This window comes from Mycobacterium sp. NPDC050041 (genome assembly GCF_049541695.1).
Taxonomy (GTDB): domain Bacteria; phylum Actinomycetota; class Actinomycetes; order Mycobacteriales; family Mycobacteriaceae; genus Mycobacterium.
In genome coordinates, this window is sequence record NZ_JBMVDG010000011.1 from 86413 (window position 1) to 103804 (window position 17392).

Below are 17392 nucleotides of genomic sequence, written 5' to 3' on the forward strand. Positions count from 1 at the left end.
TTCCTACTCGAACAGGTCGGGCTGCCCCAGTGCGGTGGCCCGGCTCGGCGGTGACATGCCGAGGTGGGTCCAGGCCTGCGCGGTGGCCACCCGGCCGCGCGGGGTGCGCGCCACCATGCCGGCGCGCACCAGGAACGGCTCGCACACCTCCTCGACGGTGGTGGCCTCCTCCCCCACCGCGACCGCCAGCGTCGACACCCCGACCGGTCCGCCGCCGAAGCTGCGGGTCAACGCCGACAGCACCGCCCGGTCCAGCCGGTCGAGGCCCAGTTCGTCGACGTCGTAGACCGCGAGCGCGGCCTTGGCGATGTCGCGGGTGATCACGCCGTCGGCCCGCACCTCGGCGTAGTCGCGGACCCGGCGCAGCAGCCGGTTGGCGATCCGCGGCGTGCCGCGCGAGCGCCGCGCGATCTCGGCGCCCGCATCGCCGCCCAGGGTGATGCCGAGGATGCCCGCCGACCGGGCCAGCACGCGTTCGAGTTCGGCCGGTTCGTAGAAGTCCATGTGCGCGGTGAACCCGAACCGGTCGCGCAGCGGGCCGGTCAGCGCGCCCGACCGGGTGGTGGCGCCGACGAGGGTGAACGGTGCCACCTCGAGCGGAATCGACGTGGCGCCGGGACCCTTGCCGACGACCACGTCGACGCGGAAGTCCTCCATCGCCAGGTACAGCATCTCCTCGGCCGGCCGGGCGATGCGGTGGATCTCGTCGATGAACAGCACGTCACCCTCGACGAGGTTGGACAGCATCGCAGCGAGATCGCCGGCACGCTCCAGCGCAGGACCCGACGTCAGCCGCAGCGACGATCCCAGTTCGGCGGCGATGATCATCGCCAGCGACGTCTTGCCCAGCCCCGGCGGGCCCGACAGCAGGATGTGATCCGGTGTGCCGCCACGGTTCTTGGCACCCTCGAGCACCAGTTGCAGTTGTTCGCGCACCCGGGGCTGGCCGATGAACTCGCGCAGCGAGCGCGGCCGCAGGCTGGCGTCGACGTCGCCCTCGCCGACGGTCAGCGCCGCGGAGACCTCGCGCTCGTCGGGCGCCTCGGCGGACTCGGAGTCCTCCGGGCTGTTCGCGAAGCGGCCCATCGCTACTTCTTACCCAGCATCGACAGCGCGGCGCGCAGGGCGGCCGCCGTGCTCGCGCCCGGATCGTCGGCGAGCACCTTGTCGGTGGCCTCCTCAGCCTGCTTGGCGGCGAAGCCGAGGCCGACGAGGGCCTCCACGACCGGTGCCCGGACCGCGTGACCGCCGACCGCCGAACCGCCCGCAGCCGGGCTGACCGGCCCGATCTTGTCGCGCAGTTCGAGCACCAACCGCTCGGCGCCGCGCTTGCCGATGCCCGGCACCCGGGTGAGCGCGGTGACGTCGCCGTCGGCCAGTGCCTGGCGCAGCGCCTGCGCATCGTGCACCGCGAGGGTCGCGAGCGCGATCTTCGGACCGACACCCGACACGCCGAGCAGGGTGAGGAACAGGTCGCGGGCCTCGGAGTCGGCGAAGCCGTACAGCGTCATGGAGTCCTCGCGCACGATCATCGCCGTGATGAGGCGGGTCTCGGCGCCGCGCCGCAGCGTGGACAGCGTCGACGGGGTGGCCATCACCTTGTAGCCGACGCCCGCGGCCTCGACGACCACATGGTCGAGAGCGATGTCGATCACCTCGCCGCGCACCGACGCGATCACGTCGTGCTCCGCGACGGCGCCGGGGACGAACCCTTCTTCGTCTTCGCCTTGAGCGTCGCCCGGTATCGGCGCTGCTGTTCGGCCGCCAGCGCCTCGGCGGCGGCCATCCGCGCGATCATCGGCGCGCGCCAGCAGTGACAGATCGCCAGCGCCAGGGCGTCGGCGGCGTCCGCCGGCGTCGGCTTCGCCTGTAACGCAAGGATTCTGGTGACCATCTCGGTGACCTGCGCCTTGTCGGCCCGGCCGTTGCCGGTGACGGCGGCCTTGACCTCGCTGGGGGTGTGGAAGTGCACGTCGATCTCACGCCGGGCCGCGGCAAGCGCGATCACGCCGCCGGCCTGTGCCGTGCCCATCGCGGTGGACGCGTTCTGGTGGGCGAACACCCGCTCGATCGCGATCACATCGGGCCGGTGGGTGTCCATCCAGTGCTCGACGGCGTCGCTGATCGCCATCAGCCGGCGCGCCAGCGGCTCGTCGGCGGCCGTGCGGACCACGTCGACGTCGAGCGCGACCACCTGGCGACCCTGGCCGCTCTCGATCACCGAAAGCCCACAACGGGTCAACCCGGGGTCGACTCCCATCACGCGCACGCCAGCCCCTTCCCGAACAGCTGTTCGACACCCTAGCGCGCCCGCGCTGCCGGGCCGGGTGACGACACGCGGGCGTCGCGGCGTCCAGGTCAGAGCGTGAAGTGCCCGGACCGGCTGCCCTGGCCGATCTCCAGAGCCAGGTCGTTCAGCCTGCGCCCCGAGGCCGACCAGCCGCGCACCAACTCGTCGCCGACCTGGGCATGGGCCCGCTCGATGATGATCCGCCACCGCTGCAGGCCGAGGAATTTCGTCGCCAGCCAGAACGGCCACACCAGTAGGAAGGGTGCGGCGATCAGCAGTGCGAACCAGCCGAAGAAGTCGATGTCGGCCCAGTCGCCGATGTCGCCGAACGGCCACCATTTGCGCTTGAGGTTCCACTGGACACCGTTGGGATCCGTCACGACTACCGCCACGCGGCAATTGTGCTGCCAGTGAGCGAATTCCGGGTGATATCCGGGCAGCCGCCCGTCGCGCGATGTGACGTCTCGCGCAACCGCCGCTACCGTCGCGGGGGACCTGACCTCGATCCGTGGAGCTGATTTCACCCCGATGCCAGACGAGAACGAATTCGAGTCCGCCACCAATGTCGCCGTCACCCTGGCCTGGGCCTGTGGCGCCGTGGTCGCCGCGTACCTGGTGGGAATCGTCCTCACCTGGGGGGTGCGGCGCATCGGCCGCCGCAGTGCGGTGCTCTGCGACGTCGCGACGCTCACCCGCAGGCCGCTGCGGGCGACGCTGATCGTCTTCGCGGCGTCGGTCGCCGTGCAACGCACCTCCCACGACGCCGACCCGTGGCGCGGCTGGGTCGACCACACGATGCTGATCGTGAACATCGCCACCGTGACCTGGCTGCTGACCAGCCTGGTGATGGTGGCCGAACGCCGGATGATCGCCCGCTACGGCGGCGGCGAGGAAGGCGAGGTGACCGACGCCGACCGCGTGTGGCGCCGGATCCGTACCCAGGTGACGGTGCTGCGCAGGCTCGCCATCGCCGTCGTCGTCATCCTCGGCATGGCGGCGATCCTGATGACGTTCCCGTCGTTCTCCGACATCGGGACCACACTGTTCGCCTCCGCCGGTGTGCTGTCGGTGGTCGCCGGCCTGGCCGCGCAGACGTCGCTGGGCGCGGTGTTCGCCGGCATGCAGATCGCCTTCTCCGGCGCGATCCGGGTGGGCGACGTGGTGGAACTCGAACAGGGCCAGTGGTGGGGCCGCATCGAGGAGATCACGCTGACCTATGTCGTGGTGCGACTCTTCGACGAGCGCCGGCTTGTGCTGCCCTGCACCTACTTCACCACCACCCCGTTCGAGAACTGGACGCGCAACGCCACCGAGATCATGGGCACCGTCGAGTTCGACGTCGACTTCTCCGTCCCGTTCGACGAGATGCGCGCCGAACTGGACCGCCTGCTGGCCGCCAGCGACCAGTGGGACGGCCGCCGCGGCGTGCTGCAGGTGACCGACGCCGTCGGCGGGGTGGTGCGGGTGCGCATGATGGTCAGCGCCCCCAACGCCGGGGCCCTGTTCGACCTGCGGTGCGCGGTGCGCGAGGGAATGGTCTCGTGGGTGCAGCGCACCCCGCACGCCGTGGTGCCCGCCCAGCGCATCAAACCGGCGCCTGCCGAGGCCGAACGGCCGGCTCGCCGCGGCCGGGACACCGAGACCGCCCGCGTGGCGGCCGGCCTGTTCACCGGGAGCCCGGAGGCCGAGGAGCGCGGCCGGGCGTTCGACGACACCGTCGACTACGAGGACGAGTTCGTCACCATCAACGGACGCGCCTGACGCACTCGCCCTCGTGCGCGTGGGCACCGATCTACCATGCGCTCATGGCGTTCACCGGCCCGGCCCACGACCGGCAATCCGTGCGCGAGCGGCTCGAGCTCTACAGCGACGCCGTGGTGCGGCAGGACCTCGAGGCCTATCTGGGGTGCTGGGCCGAGGACGGCCGTCGAACCGGCGCCGGCGGTGAGTGCCAGGGCATCGACGAACTGCGCACCCACTGGAGCGAGGTGTTCGGCGCCGTCGAGAAGATGGCGTTCTTCGTCCAGGTCGCGGCCATCGAGATCGACGGCGACCGGGCCCGGGCGCGGTCGAGCAATCTCGAGATCATGCAGTTCCGCGATGGCCAAGCGATGCGACTGGTCGGCGAGTACGTCGACGAACTGCGCCGCGATGCCGGCGAGTGGGTGTTCACCCACCGCGACTACCAGGTGCAGCTGACGTTCTAGCTACTCCTCGATCTGGGCGAGGATCTCGTCGGGGATGTCGGCGTTGGTGTAGACGTCCTGCACGTCGTCGCTGTCCTCGAGCGCGTCGACGAGCTTCATGATCTTGCGCGCGCCCTCGGCGTCCAGCGGCACCGTCACCGACGGCTGGAATCCCGCCTCGGCGGAGTCGTAGTCGATACCGGCTTCCTGAAGGGCGGAGCGGACCGCGACGAGATCGGTCGGCTCGGAGAGGATCTCGAAGCTGTCGCCCAGATCCGTGACGTCCTCGGCGCCGGCGTCGAGCACCGCGGCGAGCACGTCGTCCTCGGCCAGGCCGTTCTTCTCCAGCGTGATGACGCCCTTGCGGGAGAACAGGTAGGACACCGAACCGGGGTCGGCCATGTTGCCGCCGTTGCGGGTCATCGCGACGCGCACCTCGCCCGCGGCCCGGTTGCGGTTGTCGGTGAGGCACTCGACGAGCACCGCCACCCCGTTGGGGCCGTAGCCCTCGTAGGTGATGGTCTGCCAGTCGGCGCCGCCGGCCTCTTCGCCTGCGCCCCGCTTGCGCGCGCGCTCGATGTTGTCGTTGGGCACCGAGTTCTTCTTCGCCTTCTGGATGGCGTCGTAGAGCGTCGGGTTACCGGCCGGATCGCCACCGCCGACGCGCGCGGCCACCTCCACGTTCTTGATCAGCTTGGCGAAGTTCTTGCCGCGCCGGGCATCGATGATCGCCTTCTTGTGCTTCGTGGTGGCCCACTTGGAATGGCCGCTCATCGGGGACTACCTCGCTCTGGTCGGTGCTCTGCTCGATCGGTGGCAACCCGACGATTCTACGTGCCGCGATGCCGGCGGTGAGGGGGCAACGCGCGACGCGGGCCGCGCGGCGTCAGCGGACCGCCCCACCTCACTCCTGTTACATGCGCCACAGCCACTACTGCGGCGAACTTACTCCGGAGTAAGATCGGCTCATGTCGTTCTCCCTCGAACTGTCCCCCGACCTCATCCACGTCCGGGACTGGGTCCACGATTTCGCCGCCGACGTCATCCGCCCGGCCGCCGCCGAGTGGGACGAGCGCGAGGAAACGCCCTGGCCGATCATCCAGGAGGCGGCCAAGGTCGGGCTGTACTCGATGGAGTTGTTCGCCGAGCAGGCGGGCGAACCCACCGGCCTCGGCCTGCTCGTGGTGTTCGAGGAGATGTTCTGGGGCGACGCCGGCATCGCGCTGTCGATCCTGGGCACCGGGCTGGCCGCCGCGTCACTGGCGGCCAACGGCACGCCCGAGCAGCTCGGCGAGTGGCTGCCGCAGATGTTCGGCACCGTCGACGACCCGAAGGTCGCCTCGTTCTGCTCGTCGGAGCCCGGCGCCGGCTCCGACGTCGGCGCCATCCTGACCAAGGCCCGCTACGACGAGGCCACCGACGAGTGGGTGCTCAACGGAACCAAGACGTGGGCCACCAACGGCGGCATCGCCAATGTCCACATCGTCGTGGCGTCGGTGCACCCGGATCTGGGCACCCGCGGCCAGGCGACGTTCATCATCCCGCCGGACACACCGGGTTTCACGCAGGGCCAGAAGTTCCTCAAGCACGGCATCCGGGCGTCGCACACCGCCGAGGTGGTGCTCGACGACGTCCGCATCCCGGGCCGGCTCATCGTCGGCGGCAAGGAGAAGTTCGACGAGCGCATCGCCAGGGCGCGCGAGGGCAAGAGCTCCAAGGGCCAGGCGGCGATGGCCACGTTCGAACGCACCCGGCCCACCGTCGGCGCGATGGCCGTCGGGGTGGCACAGGCCGCCTACGAGTACGCACTCGACTACGCCAGGCAGCGGGAACAGTTCGGCCGCAAGATCGGTGAGTTCCAGGCGATCGCGTTCAAGCTGGCCGACATGAAGGCCCGCATCGACGCGGCGCGCCTGCTGGTCTACCGCGCCGGCTGGATGGCCCGTAACGGCAAGACGTTCGACAACGCCGAAGGGTCGATGGCCAAGCTGGTCGCCAGCGAGACCGCGGTCTACGTCACCGACGAGGCGATCCAGATCCTCGGCGGCAACGGCTACACCCGCGACTACCCGGTGGAGCGCATGCACCGCGACGCCAAGATCTTCACCATCTTCGAGGGCACCAGCGAGATCCAGCGGCTGGTGATCGGGCGGGCGGTCACGGGTCTGCCGATCCGCTGATCCGGGCCGGCGACACCGGCGACACGGATTGCTGCAGACGGAACATCGCCGTCACAGACCGGAAACAAAGTCGCCCTAATTTTGCCGAATGACCCAAGAGCTCAGCGACGAGGTGCGGCGCAACGAGGCGGTCGAGGCCGACCTCGACACCATGACCGCCACCAAGGAGACGCTGGAGGACTACACGCTGCGCTTCGCGCCGCGCAGCTACCGCAAGTGGTCCACCCGGGTGGTGGGCATCTCTGCCCTCGGCGGCATCGCCTATCTTGCGGACTTCGCGATCGGCGCCAACATCGGCATCGCCTACGGAACCACCAACGCGCTCTGGGGAATCCTGATCTTCGCGGTCGTCGTGATGGTGACCGGATTCCCGGTGGCGTACTACGCGGCGCGCTACAACATCGACCTCGACCTGATCACCCGCGGCAGCGGGTTCGGCTACTACGGCTCGGTGGTCACCAACGTCATCTTCGCGACGTTCACGTTCATCTTCTTCGCCCTCGAGGGCTCGATCATGGCCCAGGGTCTCGAACTCGGTCTCGGCATCCCGCTCTGGGCCGGCTACGCGCTGTCCACCATCATCATCTTCCCGCTGGTGATCTACGGCATGAAAGTGCTGTCCACGCTTCAAGTCTGGACCACCCCGCTGTGGCTGGTGCTCATGGTCGCGCCGTTCGTCTACCTGGTGGTCAGCCATCCGGAATCGGTCGGCGATTTCTTCGCCTACCAGGGTGAGAGCGGCACCGGCGGCTTCGACCTCGGCATGACCCTGCTGGCGGCAGGCGTGTGTCTGTCGCTGATCGTCCAGATCGCCGAGCAGATCGACTACCTGCGGTTCATGCCTCCCCGCACGCCGGAGAACAGCCGCAGCTGGTGGACCTGGATGTTCCTCGCCGGACCCGGCTGGGTGATCTTCGGCGCCATCAAGCAGGTCGTCGGCCTGTTCCTGGCGGTGTACCTGATCGCCAACGTCTTCGACGGCGCCGTGGCGAACGCCAACGAGCCGGTGCACCAGTTCCTGGAGATCTACCGGAACTTCCTGCCGCCGTGGCTGGCGATGACCCTCGCGGTGATCCTCGTGGTGATCAGCCAGGTGAAGATCAACGTCACCAACGCCTACTCCGGGTCGCTGGCGTGGACCAACTCGTTCACCCGGGTCACCAAGCACTACCCGGGCCGGCTGGTGTTCCTCGCATTCAACCTGGTGATCGCGCTGATCCTGATGGAAGCCAACATGTTCGCGTTCCTGAACTCGATCCTGGGTTTCTACGCCAACTGCGGTATCGCCTGGGTCGTGGTGGTGGCGTCGGACATCGTGTTCAACAAGTACCTGCTGAAGATCTCGCCGCTGCAACCCGAGTTCCGCCGCGGCATGCTCTACGCGGTCAACCCGGTGGGCTTCGTCTCGCTGTTCGTCGCCGCGGGGGTGTCGCTGCTGACGTTCTTCGGCGTGCTCGGCGAGGCGATCCGGCCGTACTCACCGCTGGTCGCCATGGTGCTCGGACTGGTGCTGCCGCCGATCCTCGCCGTCGCGACCAAGGGCAAGTACTACCTGCGACGCACCGACGACGGCATCGACCTGCCGATGTACGACGAGCTGGGCAACCCGTCCGGTGAGCACCTCAAATGCCATGTCTGCCATCACGATTTCGAGCGGCCGGACATGATGAAGTGCGCCACCCACGACGCGTTCGTCTGCTCGCTGTGCCTGTCCACCGACAAGGTCGCCGACCACGTCCTACCCGCCTCCTGAGTGATTTGTGGAGCCGCAGCCGCGCTCACCGCGGTTGCGGCTCCACAAATCGCGCTGAAGCTAGAGGGAGTCGACGAAGAGCTTGTGCACGCGGCGGTCGCCGGTGATCTCCGGATGGAACGCCGTCGCTAGCACCGGACCCTGCCGCACCGCCACCGGATGGCCCGCGGCAGTGGCCAGGACCTCGACGTCGGGCCCGACCCGTTCCACCCACGGCGCCCGGATGAACACCGCGTGCACCGAACCGTCGAGACCGATGAAGTCGATGTCCCCCTCGAACGAGTCGACCTGACGGCCGAAGGCGTTGCGCCGCACCGTGATGTCGATCGCCTTGAGCGGGTCGGCCTGCCTGCCCGCCGCACCCGCGTCGAGGATCTCGGTGGCCAGCAGGATCATCCCCGCGCACGACCCGTAGGCCGGCATGCCGTCGGCGAGGCGGGCGCGCAGCGGGTCGAGCAGGTCGAGTTCGCGCAACAGCAGGCTCATCGTGGTCGATTCCCCGCCCGGGATCACCAGCGCGTCGACCGCCTCGAGTTCACCGCGCCGCCGCACCGTCACGGCGTCGGCGCCTGCCTCCCGCAGCGCCGCCAGATGCTCGCGGGTGTCGCCCTGCAATGCGAGCACCCCGATCCGGGGGCTCACTCCCCCGCCGGCGAATAGTCGCGCTTGAAGCGGGTCAACCCCTCCTGCATCACCGCCGCGACCATCTCGCCGTAGCGGTTGAACAGCTTGCCCTGCGTCAGCGCACGACCACCGCACGCCGACGGCGACGACTGGTCGTAGAGCAGCCACTCGTCGGCGCGGAACGGCCGCATGAACCACATCGCGTGGTCCAGCGAGGCGATCATCAGGTGCTTGCGCTCGTCGGGGTGGTTCACCTGCGCCGATCCCAGCAGCGTGAGATCGCTCAGGTAGGCCAGGGCGCAGATGTGCAGCACCGGATCGTCAGGCAGCGGGTCGGTGTGGCGGAACCACACCTGCTGCTGAGAAGCCTTGCCGGGCAACCGGTGCACCTGCTCGCGCGGCACGATGCGGACGTCCCACTCGGCGAACTGGGCGAATCCTGCGTCGTCGAACGCCCCGCCGGAGCGGAAGCTGGGCAGGTCGTCGGGCGGTGGCGCGCTGGGCATCACGTCCTGGTGTTCGATGCCGCTCTGGTCGGCCTGGAACGACGCCGACATCGAGAAGATCGTCTCGCCGTGCTGGATCGCGCTGACCCGCCGGGTGCAGAACGAGCCGCCGTCGCGGAGCCGCTCGACGATGTACACCGACGGCGCCTTGGCGTCACCGGGCCGCAGGAAGTACCCGTGCAGCGAGTGCACCTGGAACAGCGGGTCGACGGTCCGCACGGCGGACACCAGCGACTGGCCGGCGACATGCCCACCGAAAGTGCGCTGCAGGAAACCGGATTCGGGACTGAACACACCGCCGCGGTAGATGTTGACCTCGAGCTGCTCCAGGTCGAGGATCTGTTCGATCAAGGCTTACCAGCCGCGTTCGGCCAGCCGGTGCGGCTGCGCGATGTCCTCGACGTTGATGCCGACCATGGCCTCGCCCAGCCCACGCGACACCTTCGCCAGCACGTCCGGGTCGTCGTAGAAGGTGGTGGCCTTGACGATCGCGGCCGCGCGCTCGGCGGGATTGCCCGACTTGAAGATGCCCGAGCCGACGAACACGCCCTCGGCACCGAGCTGCATCATCATCGCCGCGTCCGCCGGCGTCGCGATGCCGCCCGCGGTGAACAGCGTGACCGGCAGCTTGCCCGCCCGCGCCACCTCGGCGACCAGTTCGTAGGGCGCCTGCAGCTCCTTGGCCGCCACGAACAGCTCATCCTCCGACAGCGACGTCAGCCGGCGGATCTCGCCGCCGATCTTGCGCATGTGGGTGGTGGCGTTGGAGACGTCGCCGGTGCCGGCCTCACCCTTGGAGCGGATCATCGCCGCGCCCTCGGTCAGCCGCCGCAGCGCCTCGCCGAGATTGGTGGCGCCGCACACGAACGGCACGGTGAACTTCCACTTGTCGATGTGGTTGGTGTAGTCGGCCGGGGTGAGCACCTCGGACTCGTCGACGTAGTCGACGCCGAGGCTCTGCAGGATCTGCGCCTCGACGAAGTGGCCGATGCGGGCCTTGGCCATCACCGGGATCGTGACGGCGTCGATGATGCCCTCGATCATGTCCGGGTCGCTCATCCGCGAGACGCCGCCCTGTGCCCGGATGTCGGCGGGCACCCGCTCGAGCGCCATCACCGCCACCGCGCCTGCGGCCTCGGCGATGCGCGCCTGCTCGGGGGTGACCACGTCCATGATGACGCCGCCCTTGAGCATCTCGGCCATGCCGCGTTTGACCCGGGCGGTACCCGTCTGTGCGGATCCGTTCGTCGACCCGTTCGATGCGGTTTCCACTACTATCTCCTCCGAAGCGCTACTGATCCAGTCTAAACGAGCTGCCAAATCGATTAGATCCGCAGTTCAGCGGATCGACAGCAACTCGCGGTGGACGGACCCGTCCGCCAGTTCGTTCGCCTCCGCCAGCAGCTCAGCGAGCTGCCGGGGATACACCGCCTCTCCGGCGGCCACCAGTTCTCCGATCATTGTCGCATCGCACCAGCGGTGGCCGTGAATGTAGCGGCGCTCGAGGTCCGTGCGGTGGACCGCCGACACCTCGAACCGCCGGGTCCGGTGCACGAAGAACAACTCCACGCTGCGCATCACCGAGCCGTTGAAGTCGATGGTCGCCTCCCGGTGCCACACCGGCCCGATCAGCTGCGACCGGTCGATGCGCAGGCCCGTCTCCTCGAACACCTCGCGCACCGCGGTGTCGGGCAGCTCCTCACCGGGAGCCACCGCGCCCCCGATCGTGAACCACCACCGGGGCGGGTCGGCGTCGACCGACGCCGGGTCGGAGCCGCAGAACAGCAGCACCGCGCCCGAATCGTCGAGCAGCACCACGCGTGCCGACGTGCGGCGGCTGACCGGCCCGGCGTCGTCGGCCGACACCTCGGCGCGTTCGGCGATCTCGAAATACGTCGGCAGCGCCGCCGTGCCGCCGAGCCGCAGCAGGCGCACCGCGAAACGCTCCCGCAGCGCCAGGGTGTCGCGCACCGCGTCGTTGTGGAACCGCCGTGCCAGCAGCACCCGCGCCTCGGCGTCGGCCAGTTCGGCCAGCAGCGGCACCGGAACCGCCGCGGGGTCGACCATCGTCAGCGCCGAGGACAGGTCGTTCTCCGAGGCCTCGCGGGCCGACCTGGGCGCCCGCTCGGCGACGTCGGCCAGCGCAGCCAGCCGCTTGCCCTGCGGTGCGCCGGCATAGGCGTCCACGGCCACCGCGCGGGCCACCACCGCCCGGCGCGCCAGTGCCGCGTCCAGCGCCTGCCAGCTCAGGTCGTAACGGACGTGCAGGCGGTCCAGCCGGTTGGCGGTCTGGAAGGCCCAGCCGCCGACCAACAGCAGCGTCACCAGGAGAATCGCGACGAGGACGATCACGAGCCATCCGGTCACGTCGCTTCACCGGCCGCCCTGCTCCTGGCCGCCGCACTCGCGGCCCGCGGCGATTCCCCCTCGCCCGCCACTCGCACCTTGCGCCCTGACCCGGCCACCGTCTCGTAGACCCGCAGGATCTGCCGCGCCACCACCGACCAGTCGTAGCGGCGGACGGCGTCGGAGGCGGCGTCGATGTAGCGCCGCCGGACGGCGTCGTCGTCGAGCACCTCGACCAGCCCGGCCGCCAACGCGTCGGCGTCGTCGACCGTCACCAACCGCCCGGCCGCCCCGTCGAGCAGCACCCGGCGGAACGCATCGAGGTCGCTGGCGACCACCGCCGTGCCAGCGGCCATCGCCTCCACCAGCACGATGCCGAAGCTCTCACCGCCGGTGTTGGGCGCGCAGTACACGTCGGCGCTGCGCATCGCCGACGCCTTGGTCGCGTCGTCGACCTGTCCGAGGAACCGCAGGTGCCCGGCGAGATCCTTGGCGTCTTCCCGCAACTCGTCCTCGTCACCGCGGCCGACGACCAGGATCTCGATGTCGGGGAACCGCTCGACCAGCGCGGGCAACGCCCGCAGCAGCAGCGCCATCCCCTTACGGGGTTCGTCGAAGCGGCCGAGGAACAGCACCGACCGCCCCGGCCTGGGGTAGCCGTCCAGCAGCGGCGCCTCGGCGAACGACGCCACGTCGACTCCGTTGGGGATCTCGACCGCGTCGGACCCGAGCGCCTCCATCTGCCAGCGCCGCGCGAGATCCGACACGGCGATGCGGCCGACGATCTTCTCGTGGTACGGCCGCAGCAGTCCCTGGAACACCGACAGCGTCAGCGATTTCGTGGTCGAGGTGTGGAACGTCGCGACGATCGGCCCCTCGGCCGCCTGCAGCGCCAGCATCGACAGGCTCGGGGCGTTGGGCTCGTGCAGGTGCAGCACGTCGAATTCGCCCTGCTGCAACCACTTCTTGACCTTGCGGTGGGTGGCGGGGCCGAAGCGCAGCCGCGCCACCGAACCGTTGTACGGGATCGGCACCGCCTTGCCGCCGGACACCACGTAGTCGGGCAGTTCCACGTGCGGCGACGACGGCGCCAGCACGCCGACCGTGTGGCCGCCGTCGCGCATCACCTCGGCCAGTTGGAGCACGTGCGACTGCACCCCGCCCGGCACGTCGAATGAATACGGGCACACCATGCCGATTCTCACTGCGCCTCCCGCAGGCGAGCCTGACGTGCCTCCGACAGGTCCGCCAGCCACTGCGGCTGCATCATGTGCCAGTCGGCCGGGTGCGCGGCGATGTTGTCGGCGAACCGGTCGGCGAGTGCCTGGGTGACGACGGTGACGTCGGCCGACGACACGTCCAGCGGCGGGAACACCCGCATCCCCCACCCGTCATCGGTGAACCAGCAGTGCACCGGCAGCAGCGCCGCCCCGGTCGCGATCGCCAGTTTCGCCGGCCCGGCGGGCAGCCGGGTCGCCTCCCCGAACAGATCGACCTCGACGCCCGTGCGGGTCAGGTCCCGCTCAGCCATCAGGCACACCACGCCGTTGTCGGAAAGCCGTTCCCGCAGTACGTCGTACGGCGGTCGCTCACCACCGGTGTGGGTGATCACCTCGAACCCCAGGCTCTCCCGGTACGCGATGAACCGGTTGGCCAGCGACTCGGGCTTCAGACGCTCGGCCACGGTGGTGAAGGGCCCGTGATTCTGCACCAGCCACACACCGGCCATGTCCCAGTTCCCGCTGTGCGGCAACGCCAGCACCACGCCGCGACCGGCCTCGAGTGCCTGCCAGACGTAGTCGATGTCCTGCACTTCGAGCTGGCGGCCGATCTTCTCGTGATCCATCGTCGGCAGCCGGAACGCCTCGCGCCAGTAGCGGGCATAGGACGACAGTGAGGCCTCGACGAGCGCCGCAGGAACGTCGTCGGCGGACGTGCCGATCACCCGTGCCAGATTCTTGCGCAGCTGCTCGGGCCCACCGTCGCGGGCGGCGTACCACGCCCCGAGATCGAAGGCGTTGCGCGCCACCAGCTCCGGCATGGCGCGCACGAGCCGCCAGCCGCTGGCATAGCCGAGATCCGTCAGCCGGCCGCCGAGACTCACCGCTCGCTCGTCTCCGGTTCCCCGCCCCGGTCGGTGTCGTCGGCGCCCTCGTCCGCGGCGCCTGCTTCGTCCTTCGGGGGTATCGGATCCATCGCACCCGCCGAGAGCCGCACCGAGTGCAGCCGCTGCAGCACGGTCACCACGCTGGCGACCGCCAGCACCCACATCGCCACCTGCACCAGCCACGGCACGTGCAGGAACGGCACGCCCGAGAGCCCGGTGCCGATCAGCACGATGACCAGCCGTTCCGGCCGCTCGATGAGGCCGCCGTCGCCCTTGAGGCCGCTGGCCTCGGCGCGCGCCTTGATGTAGGAGATCACCTGGGAGGTGACCAGGCAGATCAGGGTGGCCACCACCAGTGCCGGGTTGTCCATCCCGAACGCCGCCCACCATGCCAGACCACAGAAGATCGCACCGTCGGCGATGCGATCGCAGATCGCGTCGAGTGCGGCGCCGAAACGGGTGCCGCCGCCGCGCTCGCGGGCCATCGCGCCGTCGAGCATGTCGGCGAGCACGAAGAACGCCACCGCGAAGGCGCCCCACCACAGCTGTCCCATCGGGAACAGCGTCAACGCCGCGATCACGGTGCCCGCCGTACCCAGGATGGTGATGCTGTCGGGGGTGAGCCCGACGCGCAACGCGCCCTTGGCGATCGGACGCGACAGTTTCGTGTACGCCGCGCGCGTCATCAGATAGAAGTTGCTCAGTTCCCCGACCCCCCGTCGCTGCGCTCACCCAGCGTCGCAGCCCCGGCGCGCTCCGACTGGCCCGCCCACTCGGTGGCCAGCAGCTCGCGGGTCTCCCGCAACAGCTGCGGGATGATCTTCGATCCGCCGATGATCGTGATGAAGTTGGCGTCGCCGCCCCACCGCGGCACCACGTGCATGTGCAGGTGCTCGGCCAGCGATCCGCCCGCCGAGTGGCCCAGGTTGAGCCCGACGTTGAAACCGTGCGGGCTGGACACCGCCTTGATCACCCGAATCGCCTGCTGCGTGAACGACATCAGCTCGGCACTCTCCGCGTCGGTGAGGTCCTCGAGCTCGGAGACCCTCCGGTACGGCACCACCATCAGGTGGCCGGGGTTGTACGGGTAGAGGTTGAGCACCGCGTACACCTGCTCGCCGCGCGCCACCACCAGGCCGTCCTCGTCGGGCATGGTGGGGATGTCGGTGAAGGGCTGCGACGACATCGACGAGCCGGACCCCTTCTTCATGGGGGCCTCGGCGATGTAGCTCATCCGGTGCGGCGTCCACAGCCGTTGCAGATGGTCGGGGTCGCCGACGCCGTGGTCGACGATCGAGCGGTTGTCTGCGTGGCTCGCGTCACCTGTCACGTCTGCGCGCCCACCTTCACCAGATCCGCTGTCGGGGCGGCATTCTCGCGATCGGCGATCCACTTCACGATGGTCGCCACCGCCTCGTCGCGCGGCACCCCGTTGATCTGCGTGCGGTCGCCGAACCGGAAGCTCACCGCACCGGCGTCGACGTCCTTGTCGCCGGCCAGCAGCATGAAGGGCACCTTCTGATTCGTGTGGTTGACGATCTTCTTGGCCATCCGGTCGTCACTGGAATCCACCTCGACGCGCACTCCGCGCGCCCGCAGCGCGGCGGCCACCTCCTCGAGGTAGGCCACGTGCGCGTCGGCGACCGGCACGCCCACCACCTGCACCGGCGCCAGCCACGCCGGGAAGGCGCCGGCGTAGTGCTCGGTGAGGATGCCGAAGAACCGCTCGATGGAGCCGAACAACGCACGGTGGATCATCACCGGGCGCTGCCTGCTGCCGTCGGCGGCGGTGTACTCGAGTTCGAAGCGTTCCGGGAAGTTGAAGTCCAGTTGGATCGTCGACATCTGCCAGCTGCGGCCCAGCGCGTCGCGGGCCTGCACCGAGATCTTCGGGCCGTAGAACGCCGCACCGCCCGGGTCGGGCACCAGCTCCAGGCCCGACTCGGCGGCCACCTCGGCGAGGGTGGAGGTGGCCTCCTCCCAGATCTCGTCGGAGCCGACGAATTTCTTCGGGTCCTTGGTCGACAGCTCGAGGTAGAAGTCGGCAAGGCCGTAGTCCCCGAGCAGGTCGAGGATGAACTGCAGCAGCGACGCCAGCTCGCCGCGCATCTGGTCGCGGGTGCAGAAGATGTGGGCGTCGTCCATGGTCAGGCCGCGCACCCGGGTCAGGCCGTGCACCACGCCGGACTTCTCGTACCGGTACACCGCGCCGAACTCGAACGCGCGCAACGGGAGTTCGCGGTAGGACCGCCCCCGCGCCCGGTAGATCAGGCAATGCATCGGGCAGTTCATCGGCTTGAGGTAGTAGTCCTGGCCGGGTTTGCGTACCGTGCCGTCCTCGTTGAATTCGGCGTCGATGTGCATCGGCGGGAACATCCCGTCGGCGTACCAGTCGAGGTGTCCGGAGGTGTGGAACAGCTGCGCCTTGGTGATGTGCGGGGTGTTGACGAACTCGTAGCCCGCCTCGATGTGCTTGCGGCGGGAGTAATCCTCGAGCTCGCGCCGGACGATGCCACCCTTGGGGTGGAAAACCGGTAGGCCCGAACCGATTTCGTCGGGGAAGCTGAACAGGTCGAGTTCGGACCCGAGCCTGCGGTGATCGCGGCGCTGCGCCTCCTCGAGGAGTTCGAGGTGCCGGTCCAGCGCCTCCTGCGACTCCCACGCCGTGCCGTAGATGCGTTGCAGGCTGGCGTTCTCCTGGTCGCCTCGCCAGTACGCCGCCGAACTGCGGGTCAGCTTGAACGCCGGGATGTACCTGGTGGTCGGGATGTGCGGGCCCCGGCACAGGTCGCCCCAGATACGTTCCTGAGTACGAGGATTGAGGTTGTCGTAGGCGGTGAGCTCGTCGCCGCCGACCTCCATCACCTCGGGATCGCCGGACTTGTCGTCGACGAGTTCGAGCTTGAAGGGTTCGGCGGCCAGTTCGGCGCGCGCCTCGTCCTTGGACGCGTAGACGCGCCGGGAGAACAGCTGGCCGTCCTTGACGATCTTGCGCATGCGCTTCTCCAGCGCCTCCAGATCCTCCGGAGTGAATGCGCGCGGCACGTCGAAGTCGTAGTAGAAGCCGTCGGTGATCGGCGGGCCGATGCCCAGCTTGGCTTCGGGGAACATCTGCTGCACGGCCTGGGCGAGGACATGGGCGGCCGAGTGCCGGATGACGCTGCGGCCGTCCTCGGTGTCGGCCGTCACCGGCGTGACGTCGGCGTCGGCGTCGGGCGTCCAGGCCAGGTCGCGCAGCCGGCCCTCGCCGTCGCGGACCACGACGACGGCGTCCGGTGCGCCCCGGCCGGGTAGTCCCGCCTCCCGGACCGCCGCCCCGGCGGTGGTCCCGGCAGGCACCCGGATCGGGGCTGCTGGGGCGGGACTGGCGGCGGCGCTCATCGCGGACTCTCCGTTGTGT

18 protein-coding genes are annotated in these 17392 nt (G+C 69.4%); 4 read left to right on the top strand and 14 right to left on the bottom strand.

What is annotated here, in order from left to right; genetic code table 11:
• Positions 1-3 precede the first annotated feature (3 nt).
• The 4 genes from ruvB to ACPCHZ_RS25755 form a co-directional block, all read right to left on the bottom strand.
• Positions 4-1086: a Holliday junction branch migration DNA helicase RuvB gene (gene ruvB / locus ACPCHZ_RS25740; protein WP_423487355.1), complete on the bottom strand. Its 1083-nt coding sequence runs from the start codon at positions 1084-1086 to the stop codon at positions 4-6.
• A gap of 2 nt (positions 1087-1088) precedes the next feature.
• Complete coding sequence (gene ruvA / locus ACPCHZ_RS25745) at positions 1089-1679, bottom strand: Holliday junction branch migration protein RuvA (RefSeq protein WP_364979415.1); 591 nt, start codon at positions 1677-1679, stop codon at positions 1089-1091.
• Complete coding sequence (gene ruvC, locus ACPCHZ_RS25750) at positions 1676-2269, bottom strand: crossover junction endodeoxyribonuclease RuvC (RefSeq protein ID WP_423487356.1); 594 nt, start codon at positions 2267-2269, stop codon at positions 1676-1678. The genes ruvA and ruvC overlap by 4 nt, the downstream gene beginning before the upstream one ends.
• 89 nt (positions 2270-2358) lie before the next feature.
• Complete coding sequence (locus tag ACPCHZ_RS25755) at positions 2359-2682, bottom strand: hypothetical protein (RefSeq protein ID WP_364979403.1); 324 nt, start codon at positions 2680-2682, stop codon at positions 2359-2361.
• 136 nt (positions 2683-2818) lie between these two features.
• Here ACPCHZ_RS25755 and ACPCHZ_RS25760 point away from each other — a divergent pair, with 136 nt between their 5' ends.
• Positions 2819-4051 carry a mechanosensitive ion channel family protein gene (locus tag ACPCHZ_RS25760; RefSeq protein WP_423487357.1) on the top strand — a complete coding sequence of 411 codons (1233 nt, stop codon included), beginning with the start codon at positions 2819-2821 and terminating at the stop codon, positions 4049-4051.
• Between the two features lie 44 nt (positions 4052-4095).
• Positions 4096-4497 carry a nuclear transport factor 2 family protein gene (locus tag ACPCHZ_RS25765; RefSeq protein WP_423487358.1) on the top strand — a complete coding sequence of 134 codons (402 nt, stop codon included), beginning with the start codon at positions 4096-4098 and terminating at the stop codon, positions 4495-4497.
• On the opposite strand, the gene ACPCHZ_RS25770 is transcribed toward ACPCHZ_RS25765, so the two are convergent.
• Positions 4498-5250 (bottom strand): YebC/PmpR family DNA-binding transcriptional regulator, encoded by a 753-nt coding sequence (locus ACPCHZ_RS25770; protein ID WP_264014244.1) that lies wholly within the window; start codon positions 5248-5250, stop codon positions 4498-4500. It abuts the gene before it with no gap.
• Between the two features lie 194 nt (positions 5251-5444).
• Between ACPCHZ_RS25770 and ACPCHZ_RS25775 the strand changes: the two genes are divergently transcribed.
• Together ACPCHZ_RS25775 and ACPCHZ_RS25780 are read left to right on the top strand one after the other, a co-directional pair.
• Positions 5445-6656, top strand: coding sequence for an acyl-CoA dehydrogenase family protein (locus tag ACPCHZ_RS25775; RefSeq protein WP_364979390.1), 1212 nt, complete (start codon positions 5445-5447; stop codon positions 6654-6656).
• 151 nt (positions 6657-6807) lie between these two features.
• Positions 6808-8409, top strand: coding sequence for a purine-cytosine permease family protein (locus ACPCHZ_RS25780; RefSeq protein WP_423487424.1), 1602 nt, complete (start codon positions 6808-6810; stop codon positions 8407-8409).
• A gap of 60 nt (positions 8410-8469) precedes the next feature.
• Here the strand turns inward: ACPCHZ_RS25780 and pdxT are convergent, their stop codons facing one another.
• From pdxT to thrS, 9 genes are all read right to left on the bottom strand, one after another.
• Positions 8470-9051: a pyridoxal 5'-phosphate synthase glutaminase subunit PdxT gene (gene pdxT / locus ACPCHZ_RS25785; RefSeq protein WP_423487359.1), complete on the bottom strand. Its 582-nt coding sequence runs from the start codon at positions 9049-9051 to the stop codon at positions 8470-8472.
• Complete coding sequence (tesB, locus tag ACPCHZ_RS25790) at positions 9048-9890, bottom strand: acyl-CoA thioesterase II (protein ID WP_364979385.1); 843 nt, start codon at positions 9888-9890, stop codon at positions 9048-9050. The genes pdxT and tesB overlap by 4 nt, the downstream gene beginning before the upstream one ends.
• Before the next feature lie 3 nt (positions 9891-9893).
• A complete protein-coding gene (pdxS, locus tag ACPCHZ_RS25795; RefSeq protein WP_423487360.1) occupies positions 9894-10811 on the bottom strand; it encodes a pyridoxal 5'-phosphate synthase lyase subunit PdxS in 918 nt (305 codons plus the stop codon).
• A 66-nt stretch (positions 10812-10877) separates the two neighbouring features.
• On the bottom strand, positions 10878-11906 hold the full coding sequence (locus ACPCHZ_RS25800; protein ID WP_423487361.1) for an NUDIX hydrolase: 1029 nt from the start codon (positions 11904-11906) through the stop codon (positions 10878-10880).
• Positions 11903-13090, bottom strand: coding sequence for a glycosyltransferase family 4 protein (locus ACPCHZ_RS25805; protein ID WP_423487362.1), 1188 nt, complete (start codon positions 13088-13090; stop codon positions 11903-11905). The genes ACPCHZ_RS25800 and ACPCHZ_RS25805 overlap by 4 nt, the downstream gene beginning before the upstream one ends.
• Positions 13087-13989, bottom strand: coding sequence for a phosphatidylinositol mannoside acyltransferase (locus ACPCHZ_RS25810; RefSeq protein WP_423487363.1), 903 nt, complete (start codon positions 13987-13989; stop codon positions 13087-13089). The genes ACPCHZ_RS25805 and ACPCHZ_RS25810 overlap by 4 nt, the downstream gene beginning before the upstream one ends.
• The gene (gene pgsA, locus ACPCHZ_RS25815) at positions 13986-14696 is read right to left on the bottom strand and encodes a phosphatidylinositol phosphate synthase (RefSeq protein ID WP_423487425.1); all 711 of its coding nucleotides are present in this window, start codon (positions 14694-14696) and stop codon (positions 13986-13988) included. The genes ACPCHZ_RS25810 and pgsA overlap by 4 nt, the downstream gene beginning before the upstream one ends.
• Positions 14693-15322: an HIT family protein gene (locus ACPCHZ_RS25820; RefSeq protein ID WP_423487364.1), complete on the bottom strand. Its 630-nt coding sequence runs from the start codon at positions 15320-15322 to the stop codon at positions 14693-14695. The genes pgsA and ACPCHZ_RS25820 overlap by 4 nt, the downstream gene beginning before the upstream one ends.
• Entirely contained in the window at positions 15319-17373 is a 2055-nt protein-coding gene (thrS, locus tag ACPCHZ_RS25825) for a threonine--tRNA ligase (protein ID WP_423487365.1), read from the bottom strand. Before thrS ends, ACPCHZ_RS25820 begins: the two co-directional genes overlap by 4 nt.
• Positions 17374-17392: the final 19 nt, after the last annotated feature.

Bases quoted from the DNA above. Each gene is read 5' to 3' on its own strand.
- ruvB (WP_423487355.1), bottom strand. From the start codon at position 1,086: ATGGGCCGCTTCGCGAACAGCCCGGAGGACTCCGAGTCCGCCGAGGCG.
- ACPCHZ_RS25760 (WP_423487357.1), top strand. From the start codon at position 2,819: ATGCCAGACGAGAACGAATTCGAGTCCGCCACCAATGTCGCCGTCACC.
- ACPCHZ_RS25765 (WP_423487358.1), top strand. From the start codon at position 4,096: ATGGCGTTCACCGGCCCGGCCCACGACCGGCAATCCGTGCGCGAGCGG.
- ACPCHZ_RS25770 (WP_264014244.1), bottom strand. From the start codon at position 5,250: ATGAGCGGCCATTCCAAGTGGGCCACCACGAAGCACAAGAAGGCGATC.
- ACPCHZ_RS25775 (WP_364979390.1), top strand. From the start codon at position 5,445: ATGTCGTTCTCCCTCGAACTGTCCCCCGACCTCATCCACGTCCGGGAC.
- ACPCHZ_RS25780 (WP_423487424.1), top strand. From the start codon at position 6,808: ATGACCGCCACCAAGGAGACGCTGGAGGACTACACGCTGCGCTTCGCG.
- thrS (WP_423487365.1), bottom strand. From the start codon at position 17,373: ATGAGCGCCGCCGCCAGTCCCGCCCCAGCAGCCCCGATCCGGGTGCCT.